General features: G+C 52.8%; 17 protein-coding genes and 1 tRNA gene. 7 read left to right on the top strand and 11 right to left on the bottom strand.

From position 1 onward, the window contains the following. Positions 1–124: 124 nt before the first annotated feature. From rpsU to rpoD, 3 genes are all read left to right on the top strand, one after another. Positions 125–340, top strand: coding sequence for a 30S ribosomal protein S21 (gene rpsU / locus ACJY2G_RS05420; RefSeq protein WP_001144069.1), 216 nt, complete (start codon positions 125–127; stop codon positions 338–340). 135 nt (positions 341–475) lie between these two features. Then, positions 476–2,224, top strand: a complete 1,749-nt coding sequence (dnaG, locus tag ACJY2G_RS05415) for a DNA primase (protein ID WP_112286729.1) — start codon at positions 476–478, stop codon at positions 2,222–2,224. 246 nt (positions 2,225–2,470) lie between these two features. Then, complete coding sequence (rpoD, locus tag ACJY2G_RS05410; RefSeq protein ID WP_430319983.1) at positions 2,471–4,309, top strand: RNA polymerase sigma factor RpoD; 1,839 nt, start codon at positions 2,471–2,473, stop codon at positions 4,307–4,309. 81 nt (positions 4,310–4,390) lie between these two features. Here rpoD and mug read toward each other — a convergent pair whose 3' ends face one another. Continuing rightward, positions 4,391–4,888 (bottom strand): G/U mismatch-specific DNA glycosylase, encoded by a 498-nt coding sequence (gene mug, locus ACJY2G_RS05405; RefSeq protein ID WP_430319984.1) that lies wholly within the window; start codon positions 4,886–4,888, stop codon positions 4,391–4,393. A gap of 142 nt (positions 4,889–5,030) precedes the next feature. Between mug and ACJY2G_RS05400 the strand changes: the two genes are divergently transcribed. Further along, positions 5,031–5,107: transfer RNA gene (locus ACJY2G_RS05400), tRNA-Ile, on the top strand. A 93-nt stretch (positions 5,108–5,200) separates the two neighbouring features. On the opposite strand, the gene gdhA is transcribed toward ACJY2G_RS05400, so the two are convergent. From gdhA to malK, 8 genes are all read right to left on the bottom strand, one after another. Beyond that, positions 5,201–6,544: an NADP-specific glutamate dehydrogenase gene (gene gdhA / locus ACJY2G_RS05395; RefSeq protein WP_120163275.1), complete on the bottom strand. Its 1,344-nt coding sequence runs from the start codon at positions 6,542–6,544 to the stop codon at positions 5,201–5,203. Between the two features lie 114 nt (positions 6,545–6,658). Further along, positions 6,659–7,144, bottom strand: a complete 486-nt coding sequence (locus tag ACJY2G_RS05390; RefSeq protein WP_113877157.1) for a methylated-DNA--[protein]-cysteine S-methyltransferase — start codon at positions 7,142–7,144, stop codon at positions 6,659–6,661. Positions 7,145–7,206: 62 nt separating this feature from the next. Then, a complete protein-coding gene (locus ACJY2G_RS05385) occupies positions 7,207–7,905 on the bottom strand; it encodes an acid phosphatase (RefSeq protein ID WP_112286733.1) in 699 nt (232 codons plus the stop codon). 70 nt (positions 7,906–7,975) lie between these two features. Then, positions 7,976–8,413, bottom strand: a complete 438-nt coding sequence (locus ACJY2G_RS05380) for a DUF2000 domain-containing protein (RefSeq protein ID WP_430320020.1) — start codon at positions 8,411–8,413, stop codon at positions 7,976–7,978. Positions 8,414–8,464: 51 nt separating this feature from the next. Further along, on the bottom strand, positions 8,465–9,304 hold the full coding sequence (locus tag ACJY2G_RS05375; RefSeq protein WP_430320021.1) for an AraC family ligand binding domain-containing protein: 840 nt from the start codon (positions 9,302–9,304) through the stop codon (positions 8,465–8,467). A 289-nt stretch (positions 9,305–9,593) separates the two neighbouring features. Beyond that, the gene (gene malM, locus ACJY2G_RS05370; RefSeq protein WP_430320022.1) at positions 9,594–10,490 is read right to left on the bottom strand and encodes a maltose operon protein MalM; all 897 of its coding nucleotides are present in this window, start codon (positions 10,488–10,490) and stop codon (positions 9,594–9,596) included. A 225-nt stretch (positions 10,491–10,715) separates the two neighbouring features. Beyond that, positions 10,716–12,014, bottom strand: a complete 1,299-nt coding sequence (locus tag ACJY2G_RS05365) for a maltoporin (RefSeq protein WP_162940769.1) — start codon at positions 12,012–12,014, stop codon at positions 10,716–10,718. A gap of 26 nt (positions 12,015–12,040) precedes the next feature. Further along, on the bottom strand, positions 12,041–13,150 hold the full coding sequence (gene malK / locus ACJY2G_RS05360; RefSeq protein ID WP_112286738.1) for a maltose/maltodextrin ABC transporter ATP-binding protein MalK: 1,110 nt from the start codon (positions 13,148–13,150) through the stop codon (positions 12,041–12,043). Between the two features lie 378 nt (positions 13,151–13,528). Here malK and malE point away from each other — a divergent pair, with 378 nt between their 5' ends. The 3 genes from malE to malG all read left to right on the top strand — a co-directional run bounded on the left by malE (position 13,529) and on the right by malG (position 17,248). Further along, a complete protein-coding gene (gene malE, locus ACJY2G_RS05355) occupies positions 13,529–14,728 on the top strand; it encodes a maltose/maltodextrin ABC transporter substrate-binding protein MalE (protein WP_112286740.1) in 1,200 nt (399 codons plus the stop codon). Between the two features lie 71 nt (positions 14,729–14,799). After that, positions 14,800–16,344, top strand: coding sequence for a maltose ABC transporter permease MalF (gene malF, locus ACJY2G_RS05350; RefSeq protein WP_430320023.1), 1,545 nt, complete (start codon positions 14,800–14,802; stop codon positions 16,342–16,344). Between the two features lie 13 nt (positions 16,345–16,357). Next, positions 16,358–17,248, top strand: a complete 891-nt coding sequence (malG, locus tag ACJY2G_RS05345; protein ID WP_112286742.1) for a maltose ABC transporter permease MalG — start codon at positions 16,358–16,360, stop codon at positions 17,246–17,248. Between the two features lie 121 nt (positions 17,249–17,369). Here malG and ACJY2G_RS05340 read toward each other — a convergent pair whose 3' ends face one another. Both ACJY2G_RS05340 and ACJY2G_RS05335 read right to left on the bottom strand, forming a co-directional pair. After that, the gene (locus ACJY2G_RS05340; RefSeq protein ID WP_430320024.1) at positions 17,370–18,713 is read right to left on the bottom strand and encodes a type II toxin-antitoxin system HipA family toxin; all 1,344 of its coding nucleotides are present in this window, start codon (positions 18,711–18,713) and stop codon (positions 17,370–17,372) included. After that, on the bottom strand, positions 18,703–19,044 hold the full coding sequence (locus tag ACJY2G_RS05335) for a helix-turn-helix domain-containing protein (RefSeq protein ID WP_014333772.1): 342 nt from the start codon (positions 19,042–19,044) through the stop codon (positions 18,703–18,705). Before ACJY2G_RS05335 ends, ACJY2G_RS05340 begins: the two co-directional genes overlap by 11 nt. Positions 19,045–19,104: the final 60 nt, after the last annotated feature.

Raw genomic sequence — 19,104 nt, 5'->3', positions numbered from 1 at the left:
CACCTGTTTCAATTTGCCGTTATGCTTTACAAGACGAGGCGAATTGGAGTAAAATTCCGCACCATTTTGAAATGTGCTGGTACAACATCAGCAAACAAACCGATTTTATCGAGGTGAGAGGCACATGCCTGTAATTAAAGTACGTGAAAACGAGCCGTTCGACGTAGCTCTGCGTCGCTTCAAGCGTTCCTGCGAAAAAGCAGGTGTTCTGGCAGAAGTTCGTCGTCGTGAATTCTATGAAAAACCGACTACCGAACGTAAACGCGCTAAAGCATCTGCAGTAAAACGCCACGCCAAGAAACTGGCTCGCGAAAACGCACGCCGCACTCGTCTGTATTAATCTTCGGGGGCAACCCCAAATCGCGTGATTTGCAATATTAAGAACGCGCAGACTGCGTAGTAGCATACGAAGGCCGTGCTTTCCGAAAGGAATGCGCGGCTTGTTCTCGTTTATAGGCTAGTGAGTAAGGGGCTTATGGCTGGGAGAATTCCGCGCGTATTTATCAATGACTTGCTGGCTCGCATCGATATCGTCGATTTGATCGACGCACGTGTAAAGCTCAAGAAACAGGGTAAAAATTATCACGCGTGCTGCCCTTTCCACCATGAGAAAACACCCTCATTTACCGTAAATGGCGATAAGCAGTTTTATCACTGTTTCGGTTGTGGTGCCCACGGCAATGCCGTCGATTTCCTGATGAACTATGACAGGCTTGAGTTTGTCGAAAGCATTGAGGAACTGGCGACAATGCAGGGTTTGGAAGTGCCGTACGAAGCAGGCACCGGTCCAAGCCAGATGGAGCGTCATCAGCGTCAAAGCCTCTACCAGTTGATGGCACCGCTTAGCGAGTTCTATCAGCAATCACTTAAACAGCCTGCAGGTGCCCCCGCACGGGAATATCTTGCCCGACGCGGTTTGAGTGAAGACGTCATCAGTCACTTCGCTATTGGTTTCGCCCCTCCGGGCTGGGACAACGCATTAAAGCGTTTCGGCAAAAATGCCGATGATAAAGCGTCTCTGATTGACGCCGGCATGTTAGTCACCAATGACAATGGCCGCAGCTATGACCGTTTCCGCGAACGGGTGATGTTCCCTATTCGTGATAAACGTGGCCGCGTGATTGCCTTTGGCGGCAGGGTTTTGGGTGACGGTACGCCGAAATACCTCAACTCGCCGGAAACCGAAATTTTCCATAAAGGCCGCCAGTTGTATGGCCTGTATGAAGCACAGTTAAAGCACCCGACGCCGGCGCGTTTGCTGGTTGTTGAAGGGTATATGGACGTTGTCGCACTGGCGCAGTTCGGCATTGATTACGCCGTGGCCTCACTGGGTACGTCCACGACGGCTGACCACATTCAGCTGATGTTCCGCAGCACCGATAACGTCGTTTGTTGTTACGACGGCGACCGGGCGGGACGTGAAGCTGCATGGCGCGCGCTGGAAACAGCACTGCCCTATCTTAATGATGGTCGCCAGCTGCGTTTTATGTTTTTACCCGACGGCGAAGATCCAGACACGCTGGTGCGAAAAGAAGGCAAAGAAGCGTTCGAACAAAGAATGGAGCAGGCGATGCCGCTGTCCACTTTCCTGTTTGATTCGCTGATGCCGCAGGTTGATTTGAGCAGCCCTGACGGGCGCACCAAATTGAGCATGCTGGCATTGCCGCTGATCCGCCAGGTACCCGGTGAAACGTTACGGATGTATTTGCGTCAGCAGTTAGGGAATAAGCTCGGGATTTTGGATGACAGCCAGCTGGAAAAGCTGATGCCTAAACAGGCAGAAAATAGCAATGTCTATCAGGCGCCCCAGCTAAAACGCACAACCATGCGTATACTTATAGGGTTACTGGTACAAAATCCACAACTGGCTACACTTATACCCTCGCTGCAAGGTTTGGAGCAAGCGAAGCAACCAGGACTGGATCTTTTCAGCGAGTTAGTAACCACTTGCTTAGCCCAGCCGGGCCTGACAACAGGCCAGTTACTGGAACTTTATCGCGATAATAAGTTCTACCAACAACTTGAAACTCTGGCGACATGGAACCACATGATCGTAGAGGACATGGTCGAAGAGGAATTTCGTGCCACGCTAGCCAGCCTGTATGACTCGATTCTAGAGCAACGGCTTGAAACTTTGATTGCAAAAGCCAGGACGCATGGCCTGAGTCCAGAGGAACGCACCGAAGTGAGTTCCCTGAATCAGGTGTTAGCGAGAAAGAGTTAAAAATTTAATAACAAGAACATATATTTACCCGGATAACTCGAGTGACGGGAAGGCAGCTAACGCACCTGCGGCTCGAAGTATGACGGGTAAAACAGAACACGGCTTAAGTGCCGATAAAAAGCGGGGCACGGCCCTGCGCAGAGCCGCCCTGGTGGGCCGCGGCACAATAAACGCCCCTAACGTTATTGTTGGCGATGTTACCCGACCGACACCAACCCAAATACTCTGAAGTGTGGATACCGTCTTATGGAGCAAAACCCGCAGTCACAGCTTAAGCTACTTGTCACCCGTGGTAAGGAGCAAGGCTATCTGACCTATGCTGAGGTCAATGACCATCTGCCGGAAGATATCGTCGATTCCGACCAGATCGAAGACATCATCCAGATGATTAACGACATGGGCATCCAGGTTCTTGAAGAAGCTCCGGACGCCGATGATTTGATGCTGGCCGAAAATCGCCCAGATACCGACGAAGACGCTGCAGAAGCGGCGGCGCAGGTACTTTCCAGCGTTGAATCCGAAATTGGCCGTACCACCGACCCAGTGCGTATGTATATGCGCGAGATGGGTACCGTTGAATTGCTGACCCGTGAAGGCGAAATCGACATCGCCAAACGTATCGAAGACGGTATCAATCAGGTCCAGTGCTCCGTTGCTGAATATCCTGAAGCTATCACTTATTTGTTAGAGCAATATGACCGTGTGGAAGCAGGCGAAGTACGTCTGTCTGACCTGATCACCGGTTTTGTTGATCCGAACGCCGAAGAAGAAATCGCACCAACTGCGACTCATGTGGGTTCTGAACTGACCACTGAAGAGCAGAATGATGACGACGAAGACGAAGACGACGACGACGACGCTGAAGATGACAACAGCATCGACCCTGAACTGGCTCGCCAGAAGTTCACCGAACTGCGTGAACAACATGAAGCGACACGTCTGGTCATCAAGAAAAACGGCCGTAGTCACAAAAGCGCAGCAGAAGAAATCCTGAAGCTGTCCGATGTGTTCAAACAGTTCCGTTTAGTGCCAAAACAGTTCGATTTCCTGGTTAACAGCATGCGTTCCATGATGGATCGCGTACGTGCTCAGGAACGTCTGATCATGAAAGTGTGCGTTGAACAGTGCAAAATGCCGAAGAAAAACTTCGTCAATCTGTTCGCCGGTAACGAAACCAGCGATACCTGGTTCGATGCGGCTCTGGCAATGGGTAAACCATGGTCTGAGAAGCTGAAAGAAGTCACCGAAGACGTGCAGCGCGGCCTGATGAAACTGCGTCAGATCGAAGAAGAAACTGGCCTGACTATCGAGCAGGTTAAAGACATCAACCGTCGCATGTCGATCGGCGAAGCGAAAGCCCGTCGCGCGAAGAAAGAGATGGTTGAAGCAAACTTACGTCTGGTTATTTCTATCGCCAAGAAATACACCAACCGTGGTCTGCAATTCCTTGACCTGATCCAGGAAGGTAACATCGGCCTGATGAAAGCCGTTGATAAGTTTGAATATCGCCGTGGTTATAAGTTCTCAACTTATGCGACCTGGTGGATCCGTCAGGCTATCACCCGCTCCATCGCCGACCAGGCGCGTACCATCCGTATTCCGGTGCATATGATTGAGACTATCAACAAACTCAACCGTATCTCCCGTCAGATGCTGCAAGAGATGGGCCGTGAGCCAACACCGGAAGAGCTGGCTGAGCGTATGCTGATGCCGGAAGACAAAATCCGTAAAGTGCTGAAAATTGCTAAAGAGCCAATCTCCATGGAAACGCCAATCGGCGACGATGAAGATTCGCATCTGGGCGATTTCATCGAGGATACAACCCTCGAGCTGCCACTGGATTCTGCAACGTCTGAAAGCCTGCGTTCTGCGACGCATGACGTTCTGGCTGGCCTGACCGCACGTGAAGCGAAAGTTCTGCGTATGCGTTTCGGTATCGATATGAACACTGACCACACTCTGGAAGAAGTGGGCAAACAGTTCGACGTTACCCGTGAACGTATCCGTCAGATCGAAGCGAAAGCGTTGCGTAAACTGCGCCACCCAAGCCGCTCCGAAGTGCTGCGTAGCTTCCTGGACGATTAATCGTCCTCAGGCTGTCAGCCAATAAAAAGCCCCGCCTTTCTCTGGAAATGGCGGGGCTTTTTTATTGTTTGAAGTTTAGGCTCAGGAATTCAGGGCATCGTAAAGTTCGCGGTAAGAGGCGGTCAGTTCCTCTAACGTCGCACGGTTCAGTCCGCTGGGGTTAGGCAGCACCCAGACCTCTGTGTCACCGATTTTCAGCGCCTGACGCCCCCAGTTCACTTTGCTGATCCCAAACGCTTTACTGAACGCCTGCTTACCTAAAACGGCCAGTGCGCGCGGCTGATAGCGTTCGATTTTCTCCGTCAAAACAGCCCCGCCCTCACGCAACTCATCGCGTACCAGTTCGGTTGCTTCAATGGTCGGGCGCTCAACCAGCATCGTGATGCCACAACCCGTATCCAGCAAATGTTGCTCTTCTTCAGGCTTCAGCAAGCGGGCGGTAAAACCGGCCTGATAGATAACCTTCCAGAAGCGATTATTGGCATTAGCAAAATGAAAACCATGATGAGCGGTAGATAGACCAGGATTGATGCCGCAAAACACGACAGAAAGATCCCTGGCGATAATATCTGTAATCATTATTCTTTCCTGAGATGTATTAACCGGAGTTATCGGTAAAAAAGTCTGCGAATACAACATGCCAGAACTGCACACAAAACGCGCATACAAACCGAACACATATAGACCTGTAAGCAGAGTTTACCGTATAATCCCGCACCTCGGCCCTTTAGCTCAGTTGGTTAGAGCACGCGACTCATAATCGCTTGGTCGCTGGTTCAAGTCCAGCAAGGGCCACCAAATTTTAGTTTCAGATTCAGTCGATTAAGCCACTTCGCAAGAAGTGGCTTTTTTGTTGGCTAAATTAATTGCCTCAAAAGTGGCTCACTAAAATCAGAGCACGCCCTGCGCCAGCATGGCATCGGCGACTTTCACGAAACCGGCGATATTGGCGCCACGTACATACTGTGTCTGTTTACCTTCACCGCCGTACTCCACGCAAGAGTGATGGATATCCAGCATGATGTGACGTAAACGCGCATCGACTTCTTCGGCTTTCCAGCTCAGACGTGCCGCGTTCTGCGCCATTTCCAGACCTGACGTCGCCACGCCACCGGCGTTCGCCGCTTTGCCCGGCGCGAAAAGCACGCCCGCGTCGGTGAACAAGTCGGTCGCTTCAATCGTGGTTGGCATGTTCGCGCCTTCGGCGACGGCTTTCACGCCATTGGCAATCAGCACGCGTGCCGCATCGGCATCCAGTTCATTTTGTGTGGCGCAAGGCAGCGCGATATCCACCGGCACGTTCCACGGTTGCTGGCCTTCGAGATAGGTCAGCCCGAGTTTTTCTGCGTAATCGGCCACACGCCCGTCGCGGCTGGCTTTGATTTCGGTCAGCAACGCCAGTTTCTCAGGGGTGAAACCGGCTTCATCGACGACAGTACCGTTAGAATCTGACGCCGTAATCACCCGGGCGCCCAGTGACATGGCTTTTTCAATCGCGTATTGCGCGACGTTACCGGAGCCGGATACCGCCACGCGCATGCCTTCGAAATCCAGACCGTGGCGTTTGAGCATCGATTCAGTGAAATAGATCAGGCCATAACCTGTGGCTTCCGGGCGGATCAGACTGCCGCCAAACGACAACCCTTTGCCGGTGAACACACTGGCGGTGTTGTTGGAGAGTTTTTTCATCATCCCCGCCATATACCCGACTTCACGCCCGCCGACGCCGATATCACCCGCAGGCACATCGGTATCCGGCCCGAGATGACGGTACAGTTCCAGCATCAGCGCCTGACAGAAACGCATGATTTCGCCTTCGCTTTTGCCTTTCGGATTGAAATCACTGCCGCCCTTTCCGCCGCCCATTGGCAACGTGGTCAGGGCATTTTTAAAGGTCTGCTCAAAACCGAGGAATTTGAGGATTGATAAATTGACCGACGGATGGAAACGCATGCCGCCTTTATACGGGCCAATCGCCGAGCTGAACTGCACGCGCCAGCCACGGTTCACCTGCACCTGATTTTTGTCATCCACCCACGCGATGCGGAACTGAATGACACGCTCCGGCTCTACCAGACGTTCGAGTAAAGCAGAACGGCGGTATTGCGGATTTTGTTCGAGGAAAGGCCATAGCGTGGTCATAACTTCACGTACGGCCTGGGAGAATTCGACCTGATGCGGGTCGCGTTGTTGTACTGAGGATAAGAACTGTTCGAGGGATTGAATCTGATCCATTGATTTAAAACTCCGTCTGTAAGTGATGTTGTCTTTTTTTATTTACTGCTTATTTTTTGACTATGCATCGACTGACAAGCGGACATCAAGTGATTTATTTACCCGATTAAAACCCTAGGATTTGCGCCCTTCCAGCTTGAGTAATAACGCTTTGTTATCGAGACCGCCAGCAAAGCCGGTTAACTTACCGGAAGCACCGATGACACGATGGCAAGGCGCCACAATGGAAATCGGGTTACGACCATTGGCGGCACCGACGGCGCGGACGGCTTTCGGGCGGCCAATACGGCGGGCAATATCGCCATAACTGCGCGTCTCACCAAATGGAATTTCCAGCAACGCCGCCCAGACTTCTTTCTGAAATTCCGTGCCGGTGAAATCCAGTTCCAGCTCAAAGCACGTACGTTCGCCTGCGAAATATTCGTTCAGCTGTTGCTCGGTTTTCAGCAGGATCGGAAACGACGGGTCTTCAATCATATCGCCCAACGGCACACGCCCGTCGATTTCACATTCCCACAAAATGGCGGTCAGTTTGTCGCCTTTTGCCGCCAGCGTCAGCAGCCCGACCGGTGATGCCATTCGCTTGAATCTGTATTCCATCAGTCCCTTCCTTTGCGAGTTTTACGCCCACACTTTACCGGAAAGGCAGGAACTGACGACAATTATTTCAGACCCAGCTGCGCACGCAGTTCGGCTTTTGCCGCGTCAAATTCGGTCTTGAAATCAGGCTGCTCTGCCATTTTCTGGGCAATCAGCGCCGCGCCGGTGCGGCTCATCACGGTATCAGAGCGGTAATGGAAACCGGCCACCAGACGATTTTCAGCGTAACCCGCCGCGCGGGTGAACAGCGCGTTACGTTTTTCCGGCACCATTTCACCCAGCACCGTCGCCATCAGATAACCGATGGTGGAATGACCGGAAGGCCATGAACCGGATTTAGATTTTTTCAGCAACGGATGAATTTGTTCATCCAGCATGTAAGGACGCGGACGGTTAAACGCTTTCTTGGCGTGATCGTCCACCACGTCTTCTGTCGCCACAATGCGCTCAAACAGCGCGGCGGTTTTCGGCAGTTTCGCGGCATCAAAATCCGGGCCCATCACATCGGCAAAACGCCAGACATTTTCTTCGGCATCGGCAATTGCGGCTTTCTCTTGCTCAGGCGTACGGGTGGCCTGAATTTCCAGCAATTCTTTCAGTTCAGCTTTGGTCTGTGCCGAATCATCCGCCGGTGGCGCTGGCAGATATTGAGTCAGATCCAGTTCCTGACTGGTGATAAACGGCTTGGCTTCTTCGGCAGCCTGAACAGCAAAGGTGGAACCCAGAGTGAAAAGCAGCAGAGCGACGAGAGACTTACGCACGGTGAAACTCCTGATATTAGTTTGAATATCAGGAGAATAGAGAAGAAATGTGACGGTTAAATGACAGGCATCAGCCCAGTAATCCCAGTTTACCGGTCAGCTTACGCACCAATTTTTTATTCCCCGCCAGCGCGATGCCGAGCAGTTGCAGGTTGTCGGTCGGCACAACCGATACCGCCTCACGAAATGCCGCGTAATCAGTGGTTTGCTGCCCTTCGACCGGGAAAATAATGCCGTCCATTTCATCATCATTAAGCAGATGCTGATGAAGTTGTGTGAGTTGCTGAGCATCGGCCACTAACACACTGATACCAATCGGGATGAGCCCCGGATGTTCCCGGTTATCGGCATCAATTAGCGGTGCGCCCACCAGAGACGGATGGCGCTGTCCGAGCGTCAGCGCCAGTACCGCGGCAGCATTGGCGGCGTGTCCGGCGGCCAGTTGCTGGTTGATCACGATAACGCAGCGTTCAGGGGATGAGGGCAAAATTGTGGCAGGGGTATTCATGATGACAGGCTCCGGTTCAGTTGAAATCTGAGCTTAACCCGTCACTTTTTCTCAATCTGGAAGATTTGTGCACAGACGCCGGTAATTCGCGGGCGTGAGCTGATAAGCACGGCGGAACCAGCGTCCGAGATGACTCTGATCGGCAAATCCTAAATCTGCTGCCACCGCTGCCGGCGTGCGTCCCAGCGCTAACCCTTCACGGGCGCGGGTCAGTTTCAGCTGAATAAGATAAGCGTGAGGCGGCAATCCAAACTCAGCTTTAAACGCACGGCTGACCACAAAGCGGCTTTCGCCGGTCGCCGCCGCCAGTTGTTCGAGGCCAATGTCTTCGTGCAGATGGGCATGCAGATATTCCCGCGCCTGATGCGCCACACGTGACCATGGCGCTTCGCCCTGCAAACGTGGCGGTTGCCAGGTGAGATGTCCGCCCAGTGCGCTGAGTAATCCGTCGAGCGCGGTCTGCCGAACAATACGCAGTTCTTTGCCATGCAGTGCCTGAAACGCCATCGACGTCGCCTGCGCCAGCTGCGGATCCTGCGCTAAGGTATTTTCGAAACTCGGATCACCGGCAGACGACAGAGAATCACGCCGCGCCGCCAGTTCGCGGCTCAGCCATTGCGGATCGAGATACAGCATGTGGTAAGTAAAACCGCCGGGCTGCACGGCATCGCCATCGTGGATTTCGCCCGGTTCGAGCATAAACACTTTACCCGGCAGGCTCTGGTGCTTCTGGCGCCGGCAGCTGAACTGCTGCAATCCGTATTGCGTAACGCCGACCAGATAGCTGTCATGCCAGTGAGGATCGTAAGCATGGCCTTCGAAATGGGCATGGATCGTCTCGATCCCGCTGTCTTTATCTTTCGATAAATCGACCCAGTTTGCAGACGCCATACATCCCCCGCTGAATGAATTAACAACAGGGTAACAAATAGAAGGAGTGAATAACACTCGGTGGGTTTAAAACTCCCTCCCCTGCGAAGGGGAGGGCTGGGGTGGGGTATTAATTTCAAAATCAAAAAGTTAAAGTGTTTTTAAACAAGGCGTTAGCCATTAAAACCCCCTCCCTGCCTCCCCCTTCGCAGGGGGAGGAGCTAAAAACCGTCTGCTTTCTCTCCTGCACTTGCAGGGGGAGGAGCTGAAAAAACTGCCAGCTTTTTCCCGTGGGAGGTGCTAAGAAAACTTAGTGTTTCACGCTTTCAATAAAGGTTTTACGGGCGGTTTTTGAACCCAGACGTTCGGCTTCGTCCAGCAGTTTCAGGGCTTTATCGACGTCCCCTGCTTTTACCGCTTTCTTAATCGCGTCGTTGAAATAGGTTTCGGAATCGCTGAGCATTGGCTCAGACGGTTTTGCCGGAGCAGCCGCAGGTGCCGGAGCTGGTGTACTGCCGACAACCACTGGCGCGGCAGCAGCCGGTGCGGATGACGGGAGGAACTGACCAATCATCACGTTACCGGTTTTCTGCTCGGCGGTGACTTTCAGGCTCAGCGTGCCGGTCGGAGTATGACGGGCTATCGGATCCGGGATATCTGGTACCGCGTTACCCACGCCAGCGGCAAAGGCTTTGGCCGGGTTCACCATCTGCGTCGTTTCAGCCAGATCCTGACGGGTGGTGTACACCAGCAGATAAATTTGTTTCTGACCCAGCGCTGGCGTCAGTTTCAGTGTGCCTTCCAGACGGTCGCTGGAGACGATCCCCGGTTTCTGATACGGGAAATAGCTGGAAGGATAAAAGGCTGCCGGACGCATCTGCTCATCCAGCACCAGAACATTTGGCGCATACACGGTTTTACCGGTCGCGATACTGGTCAGCGTAATTTCAAGTGAACCCCGGTCGGCAGGCAATGCGAATGCCCCGACGGCGCCCTGAATTTGACCCTGATTAATCTGTGCGCTGGACGTTCCGAGCGTCACATCCTGCGTCACTGGCGGGACCAGCGGCGTCCATGAAAGGTTGCGTAAGGTCTGGCTGGAAATCGCGGGTGCGGTATTCGCATCATTCTGCGCCGCATTCACGACCGCAGGTGCAGCAGCCAGCAGGCTCAGCGACAGACACAGTGACAGCAGATTCTTTTTCATTATTGTTTCCTTTGAAATCACCATGAAGGCTGGCGGTCATCAGCGATAATCCGCCAGCCAGCACATCTTCTTTACTGCTTGTACTTTTGAAAACTGGCACAGGCCTCGAAGTCATTTGAGTTGCAGGAAGGCGGCAACTGAACTCATCCCCGGGAGCATACACAAGTATGTGACCGGGGTGAGTGAGGGCAGCTAACGCATCTGCGGCTCAAAGGACGAAGAGGATCACCACCAGATTTCCATTTGTGCGCCGAAGGTGACTTCGTCGTCATTACCGCGGCTGAAGGTTCTTGTGCTGGTATCGTTCATCGCTAAGCCATTGTTTGCGCCGCTGTCAGTGTCGTAGCCCCATTTTTCATCCCAGTTTGCATAGGTTGCAAACACGCGGATGGCCGGACGTGACCAGATGCTGTCGCCAGCCTGCCATTGTTGCGCCAGGGTAACTTTGTACTGACCGTTTTTGTCGCCAGTGCGCTGGGATTTCACGTTGTCGTAACCGACTTCCAGCAAGGTGCTCATGATCGGGGTCCATTTGTACATCGGACGGACACCGACGGTATACCAGGTTGTGCCGTTATTGTTATCGCGGTCAACATCCTGATACATCGCCACATACATCAGGCTCCAGGTATCGTTGAAGTCAATCGCACCGTGGTCGAGAACACGGATCATGCTGCCGTTGTTGTCGATGGCTGCACCGTTGGAGTGGCCGTTCGCTGCGCCCTGACCCGGATCAGTCATGGAGTCAGACGCGTATTGCAGGACGAATTTGTTGTAGCCGTTGTAGATGCTCTGCGTATGTTCTGCAGTCACCAGGAAGCCATCTTTGGTCGCATTGTCCGCGAAGGAATAACCGTCACGCGCATTGGCACGACCGTAATCCACACCTAACTCCAGCACGCCGCCCGGGTTAGTTTGCAGGCCTGCCAGACGAACGTCGAACACGTCGTTGGACGTTGGCACTTCGTTACGCTGGTCAGCAATATAGCCGTATGAGCCGCCGCTTTCGGTGTTACGGGTCGCTGCCAGAGACAGTTTACCGAAGCCCAGATCCACATCTTCCAGACCCGCACCAGGACCTGAAATATCCCAGTAGTAGAAGTCGATCATGTGAACGTCATGACGTTGGTAGAAACGCTTACCGGCCCAGATGGTGGAACCCGGCAGCCATTCGATCAGGTTCTTACCCTTCACGTTTGCTTCGCGGAAAGCCGGATCGGTTGACTCCCAGTCGTTCTGTTGTGATACGGAATACGCCACGTTGGTGTCGAAGTAGAAGCTCTTATCCCCTTCTTTCCACACTTCCTGACCGAGTTTTAACTCCGCATAGGTTTCACATTCGTTACCCAGACGGTATTTACTGTCAGCGCCTGTCGCTTTGAAACATTGCTGCTCGCCGCCGCTGCCAGTCCAGCCGATGCCCGAACGGGCATAACCGGTAAAATCGACTGCCATTGCTTGTGTAGAAAGGATTCCGGCAGCCACTGCCAGCGCCAGGGAAGAACTACGCATTGTAATCATCATTTTCTCCTGTAGGGGATCGCGTGCTTTCAAACACCAGATTCGGGATGTAACCGGCGACATGCAGTTCCGTCCTCGCGGAACAGATGGCAGCGGTGTGGTGGCAACCCGATGGCGAATGTTGCACCTTCTTCTACCAGCACCACGTCGTTCTGGCGGTACACCAGGTTCTGACGAATTGCCGGAATTTGGATGTGGATCTGTGTTTCGTTACCCAGTTGCTCGACGACCTGCACTTCACCGGAAAGCGTCACTTCCGCGACGTCGCTTGGCAGAAGATGTTCAGGACGGATACCCAGCGAGAGGTTGCTGCCGACTTTGACGTCGGTGCCTTCGACGGGCAGCCAGACTTGCTGGCGGTTTGGCAACTCGACCTGCACACGTGCAGGTTCAGCACCGGTGACTTTCACCGGCAGGAAATTCATTTTTGGAGAGCCGATAAAACCGGCGACAAAACGGTTGGCAGGATAGTGATACAGCTCGAGCGGCTTACCGACCTGAGCGATATGTCCGGCATCGAGCACCACGATTTTATCGGCCAGCGTCATCGCTTCGACCTGATCGTGGGTCACGTAAATCATGGTGCGTTTCAGGCGCTTATGCAGGCGCGAAATCTCGATACGCATCTGAACACGCAGCGCGGCATCTAAGTTGGAAAGCGGTTCATCGAGCAGGAAAACCGTCGGTTCTGCCACCAGCGTACGGCCAATCGCTACGCGCTGACGTTGTCCGCCGGAAAGCGCTTTCGGACGACGATCTAACAGGTGCGCCAGCTGCAACACTTCAGAAACCTGGTTCACACGCTGATTGATTTCGGCTTTCTTCGCTCCGGCCAGCTTGAGGCCAAAAGACATGTTTTCAGCCACCGACAGGTGCGGATAAAGCGCATAAGACTGAAATACCATGCCGATGCCGCGGTCTGCGGGCGGCACTTCATTCATGCGTTTATCACCGATTTTCAGTTCGCCGGAAGTGATGTCTTCCAGACCGGCAATCATGCGCAGCAGGGTTGATTTACCGCAGCCGGATGGCCCGACAAACACCACAAACTCGCCCTCTTCGATTTCCAGATTGATGTCGCTGGAAATCACGGTTTCACCAAAGGCTTTGTACACGCTGTTAAGGGAAACGCTCGCCATCCTGAACTCCTGTACTTGCTGCCAGCGAGAAAACTCAATGCAACGAAGAGTGAAGGAATAGCCGCTAAGCGTAATCATCCGTAACAAAGTTTTTCATGGGGGAGGAGCAGGGAGGATGACGGATTCGCGCAACCGGATGAAAGTTCACAGCAAAAATCAAATTCGTGATCTGAATGGCAAAAAACGACGCATATTTTTGAGTGATGAACCACATAACGCCAGAGAGTGTCGGCGGGATCACATTCTGAGAGGCGGGGGCGTAGAGGGGGGGATGATGAAGCGTTGTCGGGTTGAATCCACACTGGCGTCGTACCCTGTCTTTTCCCGTCTCAGACGACAGAAAACCGACTCCTCACAGGAAATAAAAAGGATTGGATTATGACTCTCAGCATTAAAAAGATTGTTAAACAAACACTGGCACTCTCAGCGCTGGCTACGCTGGTGCTGTCATCTTCCGCATTTGCCAAAATAGAAGAAGGAAAGCTGGTCATCTGGATCAACGGTGACAAAGGCTACAACGGCCTGGCGGAAGTCGGTAAGAAGTTTGAGAAAGACACCGGCATTAAAGTCACGGTAGAACATCCGGACAAGCTGGAAGAAAAATATCCGCAAGTGGCGGCCACCGGCGACGGCCCTGACATTATCTTCTGGGCGCACGACCGTTTCGGCGGTTACGCACAGTCTGGCCTGCTGGCTGAAATCAGCCCGGATAAAGCCTTCAAAGACAAATTGTTCCCGTTCACCTGGGATGCAGTGACCTTCAACGGCAAGTTGATCGGCTATCCGGTCGCGGTTGAAGCGCTGTCACTGATTTACAACAAAGACATCATTAAAGAAGCGCCAAAAACCTGGGAAGAAATCCCGGCACTGGACAAAGAGCTGCGCGCCAAAGGCAAGAGCGCCATCATGTGGAACTTGCAGGAACCGTACTTCACCTGGCCAATCATCGCCGCTGACGGCGGTTATGCGTTCAAGTATGAAAACGGCAAATACAACATCAAAGACACGGGCGTGAATAACGCAGGTTCTCAGGCTGGCCTGCAATTCATCATCGATCTGGTGAAAAACAAACACATCAACGCTGATACCGATTATTCCATCGCCGAAGCCGCCTTCAACAAAGGCCAGACCGCGATGACTATCGATGGTCCGTGGGCCTGGTCAAACCTCGACAAGAGCAAAATCAATTACGGCGTGACGCTGCTGCCAAGCTTCCACGGCAAACCGTCTAAACCGTTCGTCGGCGTGCTGACTGCCGGTATCAACGCCGCCAGCCCGAATAAAGAACTGGCGAAAGAGTTCCTGGAAAACTATCTGATCACCGACGAAGGTCTGGCGGTGGTGAACAAAGATAAACCGCTGGGCGCTGTGGCACTGAAAACGTATCAGGAACAACTGGAGAAAGATCCGCGCATCGCCGCCACCATGGCTAACTCCAAAAACGGCGAAATCATGCCTAACATCCCGCAGATGAGCGCCTTCTGGTATGCAGAACGCAGCGCCATCATCAATGCGGTGAATGGCCGCCAGACTGTTCCGCAAGCACTGAAAGACGTAGAAACACGCATTACCAAGTAATGCCGAAGCATTAGCTCAATGAACGGTACGGGACTCACGGGTTCCGTACCGCCACCACAAGGATTGTCCTTATGCCAAGAGCCAAAAAACGGCCGTTCAGCAATGCGTTCAAATGGCTGGTCATCGCCCTGCTCGCCTGCTTTACCGGTTATCTGATCGTGCTGATGTATGCGCAGGGCGAAACCCTTTTTGCCGTTCTGACCCTGATTCTTTCCAGCGTCGGTTTATACATTTACGGCAACCGCCGCGCCTATTCGTGGCGCTATGTCTATCCTGGCCTCGCCGGGATGTCGTTATTTGTGCTGTTCCCGCTGGTCTGTACCATCGCGATTGCCTTTACGAATTACAGCAGCACTAACCAGCTGACGTTTGAACGTGCGCAGTCGGTGCTGATGGACCGTGAATTTCAGGGCGGAAAAGCGCTTAATTTTGCGCTCTTCCCTGCAGGTGATAAATGGCAGCTGGCACTGACGTCAGCGGATAACAGTGAAACGCTGGTTTCGCCACCTTTTGCCTTTAACGCTTCCGCGCCACAAACGCTGGAGATGCTCCCGCAGACCGCCCCTTCGACGGAAAAAGCCGGTCTGCGCGTGGTGACACAAAACCGTGCAGCGCTGGGTCAGCTCTCGGCGAAATTACCCGACGGCGAAACGCTGCGCATGAGTTCACTGCGCCAGTTCTCCGGCACCCAACCGCTGTACAAACTGGGCGAGGATGAAAAGCAGCTGACTAACGTTGAAACCGGCACAATCTACCGCCCGAACACAAAAACCGGCTTCTATCAGGCAGTGAACGCTCAGGGCGAATGGCAGGCCGAACAACTCAGCCCGGGCTTTACCGTCGGCATCGGCTGGGGCAACTTCCTGCGCGTATTGCATGATGAAGGGATCCAGAAACCCTTCCTGTCGATTTTCGTCTGGACAGTTGTTTTTGCCCTGCTGACCGTGATCCTGACCGTCGCCGTCGGCATGGTGCTGGCCTGCGTCGTACAGTGGGAAGAGCTGAAAGGCAAAGCCGCTTACCGCATCCTGCTGATCCTGCCTTATGCGGTGCCGGCCTTTATTTCGATTCTGATTTTCAAAGGGTTATTCAACCAGAGTTTCGGTGAAATCAACCTGATGCTCAGCGCGTTGTTCGGCATTAAACCGGCATGGTTCAGCGATCCGTGGACCGCCAAAAGCATGATCATTATCGTCAACACCTGGCTCGGTTATCCGTACATGATGATCTTGTGTATGGGCCTGCTGAAAGCCATTCCTGACGATCTTTATGAGGCTTCGGCAATGGACGGTGCCACGCCGATGCAGAATTTCTTCCGCATCACGCTGCCTTTGCTCATTAAACCGCTGACGCCGCTGATGATCGCCAGCTTTGCCTTTAACTTTAATAACTTCGTGCTGATCCAGTTACTGACCAACGGCGGGCCGGACATGCTCGGCACCACCACGCCAGCGGGTCATACCGATTTGCTGGTCAGCTACACCTACCGCATCGCCTTCGAAGGCGGCGGCGGGCAGGACTTCGGGCTGGCGGCGGCGATTGCCACGCTGATCTTCCTGCTGGTCGGTGCGCTGGCTGTCGTGAACCTGAAAGCCTCACGCATGAAATTCGACTAAGGAGAAACAGACAATGCCCATGGTTAAACCTAAGTCACAGAAAGTCAGATTGCTGGTCACGCACCTTTTACTGCTGTGTTTTCTGGCGCTGATCCTGTTCCCGCTGCTGATGGTATTCGCCATCTCGCTGCGTCCGGGTAACTTTGCTACCGGCAGTCTGATCCCGGATCAGGTCTCGTGGGATCACTGGAAACTGGCGCTCGGCATCGCGGTCACCAACAGCGACGGCAGCATCACACCACCGCCATTCCCGGTGATGTTGTGGTTATGGAACTCGATCAAGATCGCCGGGATCACCGCGGTCGGCATCGTCGCCCTTTCCACCACCTGCGCCTACGCGTTTGCCCGCATGAAATTCCGCGGTAAAAGTTCGCTGCTCAAAGGGATGCTGATCTTCCAGATGTTCCCGGCGGTGCTGTCGCTGGTGGCGTTATACGCCCTGTTCGACCGCCTCGGCATGTACGTGCCGTTCCTCGGCCTGAACACTCATGGTGGCGTGATCTTCGCCTATATGGGTGGCATCGCCCTGCACGTCTGGACCATCAAAGGCTATTTCGAAACCATCGACGGCTCGCTGGAAGAAGCCGCCGCACTGGACGGCGCCACCCCGTGGCAGGCTTTCCGTCTGGTGCTGCTGCCGCTGTCGGTACCGATCCTGGCCGTCGTGTTCATTCTGTCGTTCATCGCAGCCATCACCGAAGTGCCGGTGGCATCTTTACTGCTGCGTGACGTGAACAGCTACACCCTGGCGGTCGGCATGCAGCAATATCTGAACCCGCAAAACTACCTGTGGGGCGATTTCGCGGCGGCGGCCATATTGTCCGCCATCCCGATTACGGCAGTATTCCTGATCGCCCAACGCTGGCTGGTCGGCGGCTTAACGGCAGGCGGTGTGAAAGGTTAAATGTAAGGCTAATGCGCTTTGTAGTACTTGATCAATTACCTGTGTCTTAGGCGGCTGAATAAGCCGCCTTTTTTTATTACATTCTCTAAATTCTAATAATGAACTCAATCATTTATAAGACTTATTCGCAAAGTCCAAGCTCTTTTCCTCCGATTTCACGAATATGCCTGAAGGCACTTTTTACCGAATCAATATCCTGCCCGCCTACCGCAAATTCCTCGAAACAATTTCGCCATTCGCGAACTGCTTTCCACACAGAATCAATTTCATTGATAGCCAGCTGGCGGCTAAGGCCAAAACGCTCAGACCAGGAAACCGCATTAATCAACGTTGCTTCCCGGCCAAACTGGCCCACACCTAAATGAAGAAGACGAGAGTAAGTGCCACTTGGGCGCGGAACAACGTCATATAAAGGGCTGAGACGCCATGCCAGAGAAACAGATTGCGGGGGTTCCTGAGACGCACAAACTGCTAACTGAGCAGGATCATCTATCAGAATAAAACCATGATTTCTTAAATGATCATCGTCGTTGTTAATTAAAATGTTAAATATCATTCGTTTAAACAGCTCAGTTAAATCCTGCTGAAGAAACTTTGCGTTCAGATGCATTCTCATGGCATCAGCCATATCCGCATAACTGCTTTTCGGCGAGTCCATCTCATGTAAGTCCATGAATGTCAGCGCGGAATTAAAATGTCGTCGTCCGACAAACTCACCACTCCCCACCCGGTCAAAGCGCTTTATCAGCATGGCAAAACGGTTATCACCCACTTCTTTCAATTGTGTAGGGGGAACATTCAGGCCGGCAACACGTGCCAGCTCCAGCGTTGCTCTTTCCACCGTAGGAATGTTAAGCCCACGATCATTTGGGGATGAAAATTTGGCCAGCCAATGTGTTTCGTCATCATCCAAAAGGGTAGCTTTTGGACGCATTCCCCCCATACTTGAACCCGCATCAAGAAGATTGTGTAAGTTTGCCGGTACCGGAAGCCCTTGTTCAACCCGGTCGAATGCATCCTGAATATACCCAAGCGAGCGAATATCACTGGATTGAGTCAGTGCTCTGGTGGCCTCACCATCAGCGGTAATATCCAGAGCACCAACCCGATTAGCTCCTGCCTCCAGCAAGTAAACAGACTCTGGCAAAGAATTGGCTGGCATCCGGTTTTTAGCTTCTATCACTCGCCGCCCCCAGGAGTCTGGTGCAGCATCGCGGATCCCACCAAATAATGAGGTATTGGCAGGGAAAAGCTCCATTCGGGAAACATCCCGACCATTCAGAAAATTCAACGATATCGGATCAATTTCAATCGCGCCGTTTCTTTTCAAATACTTCAAACCGTAAATGAAACTACAGGAGAGTACTTCGGCTCCAGCTTGAGTCATTTTAAGTTTTCCTGCCGGAACAGCTTGTGAGGCTCCGGGTAAAAAGGCGTGAACCAGTAAAGTGCTTTCAGAAGTCATAATCTTTAAGTTCCCTCTCGGATAATGCACGGGCGCGCTGAGGCCTGATTTTCTCATTCATCGAATGTACGACATTGTCTTCCCCTGATAAGAGGTCGGCCAAAGTTACCCCCGGACGAATGGCATCGAGATAACGCAGAATTTGTCCTATTGCGACACTTGTATCTCCATTCTCAATCCTGCTGACAGTATTTCTGCCAAGGTTAGCTCGCACCGCTGCTTCGGATTGCGTCATCTTTCGCGCGATCCGGCTTTCAGCGAGCAAGCGTCCCATTTCGCGGAGTTGCTGCAAAAGATTTTCCGATACCAGCAAAGATTGAGAACGCTTCATATTGCACCTTAAAATAAACATTATGTCATTAGTGATTACTTTAAGGTGCAACGAAAACTA

It is taken from the genome of Rahnella sp. ATs2, from assembly GCF_051851855.1.
GTDB classification, from domain to species: Bacteria; Pseudomonadota; Gammaproteobacteria; order Enterobacterales; family Enterobacteriaceae; genus Rahnella; species Rahnella variigena.
Note: the sequence above shows the minus strand (reverse complement) of the source record. Positions and strands in the feature narration are given on the sequence as shown.

Bases quoted from the DNA above. Each gene is read 5' to 3' on its own strand.
- rpsU (WP_001144069.1), top strand. From the start codon at position 125: ATGCCTGTAATTAAAGTACGTGAAAACGAGCCGTTCGACGTAGCTCTG.
- dnaG (WP_112286729.1), top strand. From the start codon at position 476: ATGGCTGGGAGAATTCCGCGCGTATTTATCAATGACTTGCTGGCTCGC.
- rpoD (WP_430319983.1), top strand. From the start codon at position 2,471: ATGGAGCAAAACCCGCAGTCACAGCTTAAGCTACTTGTCACCCGTGGT.
- mug (WP_430319984.1), bottom strand. From the start codon at position 4,888: ATGATTACAGATATTATCGCCAGGGATCTTTCTGTCGTGTTTTGCGGC.
- gdhA (WP_120163275.1), bottom strand. From the start codon at position 6,544: ATGGATCAGATTCAATCCCTCGAACAGTTCTTATCCTCAGTACAACAA.
- ACJY2G_RS05390 (WP_113877157.1), bottom strand. From the start codon at position 7,144: ATGGAATACAGATTCAAGCGAATGGCATCACCGGTCGGGCTGCTGACG.
- ACJY2G_RS05380 (WP_430320020.1), bottom strand. From the start codon at position 8,413: ATGAATACCCCTGCCACAATTTTGCCCTCATCCCCTGAACGCTGCGTT.
- ACJY2G_RS05375 (WP_430320021.1), bottom strand. From the start codon at position 9,304: ATGGCGTCTGCAAACTGGGTCGATTTATCGAAAGATAAAGACAGCGGG.
- malM (WP_430320022.1), bottom strand. From the start codon at position 10,490: ATGAAAAAGAATCTGCTGTCACTGTGTCTGTCGCTGAGCCTGCTGGCT.
- ACJY2G_RS05365 (WP_162940769.1), bottom strand. From the start codon at position 12,014: ATGATGATTACAATGCGTAGTTCTTCCCTGGCGCTGGCAGTGGCTGCC.
- malK (WP_112286738.1), bottom strand. From the start codon at position 13,150: ATGGCGAGCGTTTCCCTTAACAGCGTGTACAAAGCCTTTGGTGAAACC.
- malE (WP_112286740.1), top strand. From the start codon at position 13,529: ATGACTCTCAGCATTAAAAAGATTGTTAAACAAACACTGGCACTCTCA.
- malF (WP_430320023.1), top strand. From the start codon at position 14,800: ATGCCAAGAGCCAAAAAACGGCCGTTCAGCAATGCGTTCAAATGGCTG.
- malG (WP_112286742.1), top strand. From the start codon at position 16,358: ATGCCCATGGTTAAACCTAAGTCACAGAAAGTCAGATTGCTGGTCACG.
- ACJY2G_RS05340 (WP_430320024.1), bottom strand. From the start codon at position 18,713: ATGACTTCTGAAAGCACTTTACTGGTTCACGCCTTTTTACCCGGAGCC.
- ACJY2G_RS05335 (WP_014333772.1), bottom strand. From the start codon at position 19,044: ATGAAGCGTTCTCAATCTTTGCTGGTATCGGAAAATCTTTTGCAGCAA.